This is a genomic window from Phormidium sp. CCY1219 (assembly GCF_055795085.1).
The window spans coordinates 1-8,986 of record NZ_JAYFEQ010000678.1 but is presented as its reverse complement, the minus strand read 5'-3'; the positions used below and the strand labels follow the sequence as shown (position 1 = coordinate 8,986).

Annotated in this window: 8 protein-coding genes; 3 read left to right on the top strand and 5 right to left on the bottom strand. The window is 52.7% G+C overall.

Going from position 1 to position 8,986, the window contains the following annotated elements:
* Positions 1 to 643: 643 nt before the first annotated feature.
* Complete coding sequence (locus AC0QH1_RS19910; protein ID WP_324633039.1) at positions 644 to 1,135, bottom strand: YajQ family cyclic di-GMP-binding protein; 492 nt, start codon at positions 1,133 to 1,135, stop codon at positions 644 to 646.
* A 58-nt stretch (positions 1,136 to 1,193) separates the two neighbouring features.
* On the opposite strand from AC0QH1_RS19910, the gene AC0QH1_RS19905 reads away from it, so the two are divergent.
* Entirely contained in the window at positions 1,194 to 1,409 is a 216-nt protein-coding gene (locus AC0QH1_RS19905; RefSeq protein ID WP_324633038.1) for a hypothetical protein, read from the top strand.
* A gap of 142 nt (positions 1,410 to 1,551) precedes the next feature.
* Here the strand turns inward: AC0QH1_RS19905 and AC0QH1_RS19900 are convergent, their stop codons facing one another.
* The 3 genes from AC0QH1_RS19900 to ebsA form a co-directional block, all read right to left on the bottom strand.
* Positions 1,552 to 2,058 (bottom strand): DNA-processing protein DprA, encoded by a 507-nt coding sequence (locus tag AC0QH1_RS19900; protein WP_324633037.1) that lies wholly within the window; start codon positions 2,056 to 2,058, stop codon positions 1,552 to 1,554.
* Positions 2,059 to 2,452: 394 nt separating this feature from the next.
* Entirely contained in the window at positions 2,453 to 3,556 is a 1,104-nt protein-coding gene (locus AC0QH1_RS19895) for a phosphotransacetylase family protein (RefSeq protein ID WP_324633035.1), read from the bottom strand.
* A gap of 163 nt (positions 3,557 to 3,719) precedes the next feature.
* Positions 3,720 to 4,100: a type IV pilus biogenesis protein EbsA gene (ebsA, locus tag AC0QH1_RS19890; RefSeq protein WP_324633032.1), complete on the bottom strand. Its 381-nt coding sequence runs from the start codon at positions 4,098 to 4,100 to the stop codon at positions 3,720 to 3,722.
* A gap of 344 nt (positions 4,101 to 4,444) precedes the next feature.
* Here ebsA and AC0QH1_RS19885 point away from each other — a divergent pair, with 344 nt between their 5' ends.
* On the top strand, positions 4,445 to 4,657 hold the full coding sequence (locus AC0QH1_RS19885; protein WP_324633031.1) for a hypothetical protein: 213 nt from the start codon (positions 4,445 to 4,447) through the stop codon (positions 4,655 to 4,657).
* Positions 4,635 to 6,047, top strand: coding sequence for a glycosyltransferase family 2 protein (locus tag AC0QH1_RS19880; protein ID WP_324633029.1), 1,413 nt, complete (start codon positions 4,635 to 4,637; stop codon positions 6,045 to 6,047). Before AC0QH1_RS19885 ends, AC0QH1_RS19880 begins: the two co-directional genes overlap by 23 nt.
* Positions 6,048 to 6,268: 221 nt before the next feature.
* Here AC0QH1_RS19880 and AC0QH1_RS19875 read toward each other — a convergent pair whose 3' ends face one another.
* Entirely contained in the window at positions 6,269 to 8,470 is a 2,202-nt protein-coding gene (locus tag AC0QH1_RS19875; RefSeq protein WP_442957344.1) for a DNA polymerase III subunit gamma/tau, read from the bottom strand.
* Positions 8,471 to 8,986: the final 516 nt, after the last annotated feature.

Below are 8,986 nucleotides of genomic sequence, written 5' to 3'. Positions count from 1 at the left end.
ACCCAGATCTCAAAGGTCTCGGCCCAGAAGCCCGCGCCGTACCGCCTAAGCGGTCGGCGTCGGGAGTACGTCACAATTGAACAACTTGCAATTGCTATATAAAAACGTAAGTGAGCAATCCCTGTCAGACCCTCGGTAGCTCTCAATTTTTGCAATGTTTTGTCAAAGATTTTTGGGGAGTGCCAGGTTATCGATTCCTACGGGTCAAACAAGCTAGCGGTTCGCGCTTCGCCCAGACTATCATTCCATTGGGCGGGAATGCTATAGTAGTAGGCTCCGCGATCGGGCAATCCTCAGGAATCGACGGGCATGGCAACGCTTAAGCGCACCCAGGACCGACTCATCCAATGTCCGCAGGAGGTTGACGAGGTTTCCACTGCGCTCAGCCTCCAGGGGAGTCCAGTTGATAGCCTTAACCTAGGGATATTAACCCTGAGCGAGGCGCGATTTCAATCGCCTGTCGCCATCGACTATGCACGGGAGGTTATATCCCACCAGATCCGGCTTGCAAAAGGCGATATTAATAAACCGCACGCCGAGAAGCCCCCTAAGATGCACAAGCTCGCGATCGCAAATCTTTAGGGAGAGCCTCTCTGCATTGGCTCCCAGAGTGCGCCTGGGAACCACTCATCAACCGCAGGGGTTAGCGATAATTGGTAAACTGCAACGCCACGGGCCAATCTTCTTGTTTCACCACTTGCATTGCGGTTTGCAGGTCATCTTTTGACTTACTCGACACCCGCACCACATCGCCTTGAATCGAAGCTTGAACCTTTTTTAATTCATCCCGAATCAGCTTGGTAATTTCTTTCCCTAGCTCTTTGCTGATGCCTTTTTTCAAGGCGATCGCTTGGCGCACGCGATTTCCGCTGGCAGATTCCACCTTTCCATAGTCAAATATTTTCAGGGATAGCTGGCGCTTTACGGCTTTTTGCTGCATGACGGAATGCACAGCCTGTAGGGTAAATTCACTATCGGTTTCAATAACAATTTTTTCTTCTTGGAGTTCCACCGAGGTGTTGGTATTTTTTAAGTCATAACGGCTGTTCAATTCGCGATTCGTTTGGTCGATCGCATTAACTAATTCTTGCCGATCGAAGTCGCTGACGATATCAAAGGAATAGGTAGAAGCCATAAATCCGAAATGATGGACGACGATGCGTACAGGATAAATAAAGATAACAGGCAATGGAATGAGGCTCGAGCCGAATCGAGTTGCGATCGCGATCGGGTTTAACGACCCACCTGCATCCTTGTTCCAAGGCAATTCACGCGGAGCGCAAACGGCGAATCAAAAATCCGCCACCACAAAGACGATCGCTGGCGATGCTGCTATTCGGGGTGGCACGCCGATGACCCTTGCCATCAGCACTGCGCTGACCAAAACCACCCCAACCCTTCTCAACTGAATGGTTGCGACGCTCACGGAGCGCTCAACCGATTGATTTGAGAGTGTCCGGTGGAAAATTGAGATTCCCCCGTGCCAAAATGAGGAAATAATTGTATCTCATTGCGCTCATTTTGTCCAGAGCATCAGCCAGAGATTGACCCTCAATCAAAATAGAATAAAGTCACCAGCTTGCGTTGCTCCTCTGCCTCCTGACAGGTTTGCAACAGGGTGTGACTATCGTGAAACGCAAAACAGATAAGCTGCTGACAGCGAGAGATAATTTCCAAATTGCACAGGGAACTTGCTTCTGCCAAAGACATGGGGTCATTGGTGGGATTTTCCACCAAATGAATCACCTTTTCGAGTTGCTTGCGCGATTCCCGGGGTTGGCGATTGAGACTTTGCGGCAAAATGACTGTCAGCATATTCGGATCGGCCCGCATCGCTCCTTTAATCGCCGCCGAATTAGTGCCTGTGGCCCCCGAAGTGATCAGCCGATTACCTTGTAAAACCAAGGCATAGCTCATCATTTCGATGAGGGTCTGATGGGTAATGGGAACGTGACGCGAACCCAACAGCGCAATTCGTTTCGAGCCAGTTTGCTGGATCGTAGCTAGTTCTTGCGCGAGAGTATCGATATTGGATGCGGTGTCTATTGATTGACTCAAAGACGCTACAGAATTAAACAGAACAACTTAGATATCTTAGCAAATAGAAGACACTTTAAATTATTTTGTCCCTCGAAACTGCGATCGCGGTAGCCACCCACCTGCAGGGATTGGGCAATGGGTAAGGTGTAGCGCCCTCTTTCGTGGCAGAAAAATCCGCTTGCCTTGAGGAATCCGGGGGAGTGTGGAGGGTGTGCGCAATTGCCGCCCTAGAAGCGGGCATCGGAAAGCGGATGGCGGATAGGCAGGGTAGGGACTGGTGCACAAAAGGGTGGACATTGACTGGAGATCGCCACCAAAGCGGAAATCGCGATCGCCTAGCCAGGCCCACCCTACAGACCAATTTTCCCTATCTACAGTCATAGCGTATTTCGCGCATAGGGTTTCAGTTGCGTTAGGGCGTAGTGACAGCAGTTTCCAATCCCAGAGCAGCGATCGCGCCCTCGATTTGAAAATGCTGGGACATCAGCTTTCGCATGTATTCGACCTTAATCGGTTCTTGCAGGCGGACGTGACCCAAAGCATCTTCGATTGCTTCCACCGTAGTCAGGGTATCGAGATCCACCGACAACACGGGAACTTCCACTTCTTCAGCGCGAGTGATAATCAAAGGACTCGGGGGCACGTGACCGGTGAGGATCAAACATTGGGTAGAAGTTTCCAAAGCTGCCAATTGAATTTCGGTGCGATCGCCCCCAGTCACCACGGCCATATTTTGCCCTTCCGAGAAATATTTCAACGCCGAGTTGACATTCATCGCGCCAATTTTGAGGCTTTCCACCATCAAATCCAGGCGATCGCGACGACACAGAACCTCCGCATTGAGCCGCGAAGCGAGTTCGCCCACACTGACGCTGCGAAGCAACTGACTGCGGGGCATCATACCGAAAACGGGAATGCCCCGTTCTTCCAGGAAAGGGCGCGCCAGGGTTTCAGTTGCGCTCATTGACTCCGGAGGGATATCCGTCAACACCACTCCCAGCAAGCGATCGCCGAGGCGCTGTTTCACCCCCACCAGTTCCCCGACTTCCGTCAGCGAATGGAAGCGATCGACCAACAACACCGAGGCATCAATCTGTTGTGCCATTTGCGGCACGGACAGCTCGAATAATCGTCCGCTCTCCAGGGTGGCTCCTGCTTCCAGGATAATCAGCTCTCCCCCAAGATTCTGCAACGACTCCGCCAAAAGCGGCTTGTAATCGGTCCGGTCAAAGCCTTGCAAGCGTTTTTCCAGGGTTTCTGGCTCCAAAAAAAGCAGGGTTTGCCCCAAGCGGTTGGGCGGCAAATTTAACGTTTTACCTAAAAAACGGACATCTTCATCAATGCCATCCGCTTGAGAAGCGCTCACACAAGTGCCCAAAGGTTTTCCATAGGCAATATCAAGTCCTCTGAGCTGGAATTGTTGCGCCATGCCCAAGACAATAGAGGACTTACCGCTGTAAGCCTTGGTGGATCCAACCAATAAATATTTAGATGTTTGTTTTGCGGATAGTGGCACGCACTCACTCCCTAAAGTTTTTACTCGTTAGCGATTCAAAAATCGGGGACTGGGGGATTGCGTCAGGATGACACTGGATGAAGGAGTCAGTAAGGGTGGCTCCCAACTTCCTCAGATTCGTTCATCAAATGTTTCCTCAATTCCTCAGTCCCTAGTCCTTATTTTAGTCATCTCTCTGTAGCAATTTACGGTAGAACCCTTTGGAAAAATCCACCTTGTGATAGCGCTTATGAGTGATAATGACCTCGATGAGATGGTCGATGAACTCAAAATTTGCCATTGTCACTTCATAGCTGAGATCCGCATCGCCATCAAACTGGATGCGGCAACGGGTTAAGTCTGCAGGCAAAGAGGAAACGTGCCAGCTTGCCACAAAAGAAATGTCGTCGCCTCCTTCGATTTTGCGCTCTCCTTCCAAATTGCCCTGTCGATAGAGACTGATGGCTCTCGGTAACACGGCTCGCTTGTTTCCCTGGTAGTACGGCAGATAAACGCCTACTTCACGTTGCTCGGCTGGCTGAAGTCGATCTAGGTTAATCGCCATACTCACTGCTCCTTGATTTGCGATCTCGATTACGAAGTTTAGTGGACAAGTGTTCGCAATCCCCCCCGAGTGCTGGGTGATTCCGCTCCTCTCTAGGATGCCCCATTTCCGGCTTTAACCGGCGATTGGTTCTTTCTGTCAACCCCTCTGGCTATTTCACGAGGGGGTAAATCCAGCAACGGAACTGTGGCAAGTGGGACAACGGGATTGCCGCGACCAGTTTATCCCACCCCGACTCGCGCGATCGCCCTGGCAACCCTCTGCGGCTGAGTGGGAAAGAGAAATTGACCCATTTTTCCAGAAATATACCAATCTTGGATACAATAAAGCATCATTAGTCTCGAGTGAAGCCGGCAGCGATCGCCGCTCCTGACCCTAACCGTCGCTTCCTCCCCCTTTGCGGAGAAACGCCGATGTCGGTGCGATGGCTATCGCCCCCGCATCAGACCACCAAAGCACCCCCCAGGGGCGATCGCTTGCCATTGGTCAGCTCGAGCATGACGCACAAATATTGGTTTTTCAATCACGTTACCTATGCCAGCGAATTCCTGGCCTGAAAACAACTCCTTTCCGGAGTTCGAGCCTCTCAGTTCTATCTTGTCTGCCTGGTCTGATTCCGAGTCAGAAGCAGCAGAAGATGTTTATCGCGGCTACAAGGGTCGCAGACGCAAAGCTGCGGTTTTACTCGTGTTTGTCTGGAGTGGCACCGTTGCCCTTCATTTACTTTCCTTCGGTTCCTGGATCGTCTTGGGTTTCACCGGCGTGATGGGCATTCATGCCCTGCGAGTCTTACTGACCCGCCCCGCTGACGCTCCACCCCCTTTGTCGGAAGAAACGCGAGAACATTGGCCCCGGGTGTCCCTGCTGGTGGCGGCGAAAAATGAAGAAGCGGTGATCGCAAAGCTGATTGACATCCTGTGCAATCTGGATTACCCCAAAACTCTCTATGAGGTATGGGCGATCGACGATAACAGCAGCGATCGCACTCCCCAGGTGTTGGAGCGTCTGCAAAAAAAATACGACAATCTGAAGGTGTTTCGTCGCTCTGCTGACGCCACCGGGGGCAAATCCGGTGCCCTCAATCAGGTGTTACCCCTCACCTGCGGTGAAATTCTCGCCGTGTTCGATGCCGACGCTCAAGTGTCGCCGGATGTGCTGCGACGGGTATTGCCCGCCTTCCATCGCCCCCAAGTCGGGGCGGTGCAAATGCGAAAGGCGATCGCCAATCCCTCGGTTAATTTCTTGACGCGCGGTCAAATGGCTGAAATGGCTCTCGATAGCTATTTTCAACAACAGCGCACGGCCCTCGGCGGCATTGGAGAACTGCGCGGCAATGGCGAGTTTATCCGCCGTCACGCTTTAGAACGCTGCGGCGGCTTTAATGAAGAAACGATTACCGACGATCTCGATTTAACCCTTCGATTGCATCTCGATCGCTGGGACATTGAATTTCTCATGGTCCCGGTCCGGGAAGAAGGCGTTACCCAACCCTTGGCACTCTGGCATCAGCGCAACCGCTGGGGAGAAGGCGGCTACCAGCGCTATCTGGACTACTGGCGTCTGATTTTGAGCAATCGCATGGGCATTGGCAAAACTTGGGATATGTTCAATTTTTGGACGATCCAGTATTTCCTTCCCGCCGCCACTGTACCGGATTTGCTGATGGCGATCGCCCGCAACCGTCTGCCGGTGTTCGCGCCGATAACCAGTTTAGCGATCGCTTTGTCCCTGGTGGCCATGTTTGTGGGTTTGCGGCGCATCGAAACCAGCTCCTCGCGCCAATCGCGATCGCAACCAACTTCTAGTCGGTTCATCCATCTCCTCCAAACCCTACGCGGCACTGTTTACATGTTCCACTGGTTAGGTATCGTTGCCAGTATCGCCATCCGCATGTCGGTGCGACCTAAACGTCTGAAATGGGTCAAAACTCTCCATCAAGGAAGCTGACAATTTCACCCCTAACTACCACCCCCGAAGGCGAGAATTTGCAAATTCTCGCCTTCTGTCTTTTCACCCCCTCCCAGGAACTCTCCCTTGACTCGCGAGATTCATTCCTCCACCAATGCCTACGCCTTGGAAGGGCAAACCTCCTCGCACCATCACCCATTTCTCCTCAAACACCCTCTCTGAGCCCTCCCAGCCCTACTTCTCCCCAAAACTGCAAGGCATCAAAACTCTAATCCACCAAACGGATCCTCGCTCAAGTCCTCTCCCTCTTGCCTCTCGGCAGGTTGCTCGACTTCAGCTTGCTTCGGTAATTCTTCCTCGGATACCTCTGCCTCCCTCACCTGCATGGAAGGCGACGCCTCGCGGGTTGCTTCTTCCCTGTGCCAAGGGAGTGTATCCTCCGCGATCGGTGCCTCTTGTGCCGGTAGCGACGCAGAACCTTCGTTCTCCTCTGTCAGCTCAACGGTGGCAATATCCCAATCCTCCGGTAAAATCGCCACTTCTCCATTAAAAAACTCGGCAAATCGTTTCGCTGCTACCCGCGTTTCCTCAAAATCTCCCTCCCCCGATTCTTCACGGCTATCGGCTGGTGCTGCGGTTTGCTGCCTCGATGAAAGGGCAGATTTTTTAACCGGGTTGGACGGTTTTTCCCTCTCACCGGTCGCCTTTTGCATCCTCTGAACCGGGGGGGTGGCTGATGGCGGCGAGGCTCCCCTTCCGGCGCTGCGCTCCCTCGGGAGATCCACTGCCGGCCCAGAAGACCCTGAACTCCCAGAGAGATTTTCACCGCCTTTGGGGCCGGTTGTCGATTTCGCTTTCATCTGACTGGTCACTTCTAGGGTGACGTGAATTGGCCCATCGACCACTTGCTCAAAGGCGGTTTGCAGGGAGTCTACTCCTTTCTGAACCATCTGCAGCAAGGGTTGCGAACGAATGCCCACTCGCGCCTGCTGACCCGCGATCGCGATCAATTCTCCATGTTGCTTGAGTAACGCTTGGGTAGACCCCATTGCTACCCGCCCCACGACTTGTTGCCAAATGGCCTCGAGATCCGGCGCGGGACTCTCCTCGGTTTCCAGTGCTGTACTCGGTGGGGGAGGAGGGGAAGTGGCTGCCGGATCTTGCCCCCCCACTTCCCCCTCGGGAGGGCGCATCGGTGAGGGGTTCGGTTGCGCTACTGAGGATTCGGCAATCCCCCGATCCGGCACCGGGGTTGCAGGGCTGAGCGGTGGGCTTGCGGCTGGCACTGGGGCTGTCTGGGGCGATCGCGTCTTCGGCGCTGTTCTCGTCTTCGGCGTCGCTACGGTTCGGGCTTCTGTGTGAGCTTGAATCGCCGCTGGCAATAATCCCAATAATGTCACTTCCAACCACAACCGAGGTTGAGTGGTGTTTTTGATCTGCCCTTCGCAGGTGCGTAGGTGCTGCTGTCCGGCTAAAATCTGCCCGAGTTCCCACTCCTGCGCCGCAATGTCACACAGTTCTTCCCATGTGGGAGGCGTCAGGGCAACTAAATCCGCACGGCTGGGTGCGGTTTTGGCAATCAGTAAATCTCGGTAGAAGCTGGCAAGGTTTTGCAGCACGACCAAGGGTTCTCGCCCGCGATTCATCAGTTCTCGCGCATTGTCCAACACGCCTTCTCCATCATCTGCAGCAATGCTGTGCAACAACCGAATTAAATCTCGCTCCGGTACTGCCCCGACTAAATCCCACACCCGCTCTACGGTAACTTGCCCCTCTAGCAGGGAAAGCTGATCGAGCAAACTCTCCGCATCTCGCAGTCCCCCTTGGGCGATTTGCGCCACGGTTCGTACCGCTTCTTCGGCAATGTCGATATTTTCTTTCGCCGCAATTTGGGTTAAATGCTGCACCATTGCTTCTAACGGAATGCGCCGAAAATCGAATCTCTGACAGCGAGAAATAATGGTGGGTAATACTCGTTGCGGGTCGGTGGTCGCTAATACAAATACCACGCGATCGGGTGGCTCTTCTAAGGTTTTGAGAAGCGAATTGAATGCGGCGGTGCTGAGCATATGACACTCATCCACAATATAAACTTTTTGCCGACATTGTACGGGGGCAAATTGCGCTCTTTCAATGAGTTCTCGGATGTTGTCTACGCCGGTATTGCTCGCAGCGTCAATTTCAATTACATCTAAAGAGGAACCATTGGCGATCGCGCGGCAAACTTCGCATTTCCCGCAGGGCGCGTCTGTGGGGGCTGTACTGTTCAGGCAATTAAGGGATTTGGCCAAAATCCGGGCACTGGACGTTTTGCCGGTTCCTCTCGGTCCGGCAAACAAATACGCGGGTGCAATTCTATTTTGCCGAATGGCGTTGGTTAGGGTGGTGGCGATCGCATCTTGTCCCACCAAATCGGCAAAACTCTGGGGACGATATTTATGGTGCAGCGGTTCGTAGGGCATCAGTGGCGATAATTTAGCAAAAAACAACTTCCGTTTCACCCGCTTGCAGCATTTTGCTGTGTCAATCCAATCGGCGAAATGAGTCGGGGCAGCAATGGCTGCAAACTTTTATTGTTACTCACTCCTGTGCTTTGTTGCAAGCACTCCCTCTCCAGACCCCTTGCAAGCACTCCTTAATTTATTTTCCCTTCTTTGCCTGATTTACCTACAGTGGCACCTGCGCCACCCTCGGCTTATTGCAGATTGCCAATATCAAAAAAGTTATAGAAGTAGAGACAGGGGACAATTCCCGGCAAGGTCAGGATTTAAACAGTACGATACAGATCTCGGAAAAATGCAGCAGTTCAAAGCATCGAAGAACTTCACGCTGACTTGGGCGCTGAAATGGCCTCAGATTTCAACCCAGGGCAATCTGCGATCGGGGCAAGGATTTTAGGAAATATAGCAGTTCTCATATGGGTGAGGTAACGAATTTTTTACTTCGGAGGTGCAAGCGCGGTTGGGACTATTCGGCAG

Bases quoted from the DNA above. Each gene is read 5' to 3' on its own strand.
- AC0QH1_RS19880 (WP_324633029.1), top strand. From the start codon at position 4,635: ATGCCAGCGAATTCCTGGCCTGAAAACAACTCCTTTCCGGAGTTCGAG.
- AC0QH1_RS19910 (WP_324633039.1), bottom strand. From the start codon at position 1,135: ATGGCTTCTACCTATTCCTTTGATATCGTCAGCGACTTCGATCGGCAA.
- AC0QH1_RS19905 (WP_324633038.1), top strand. From the start codon at position 1,194: ATGAGGCTCGAGCCGAATCGAGTTGCGATCGCGATCGGGTTTAACGAC.
- ebsA (WP_324633032.1), bottom strand. From the start codon at position 4,100: ATGGCGATTAACCTAGATCGACTTCAGCCAGCCGAGCAACGTGAAGTA.
- AC0QH1_RS19875 (WP_442957344.1), bottom strand. From the start codon at position 8,470: ATGCCCTACGAACCGCTGCACCATAAATATCGTCCCCAGAGTTTTGCC.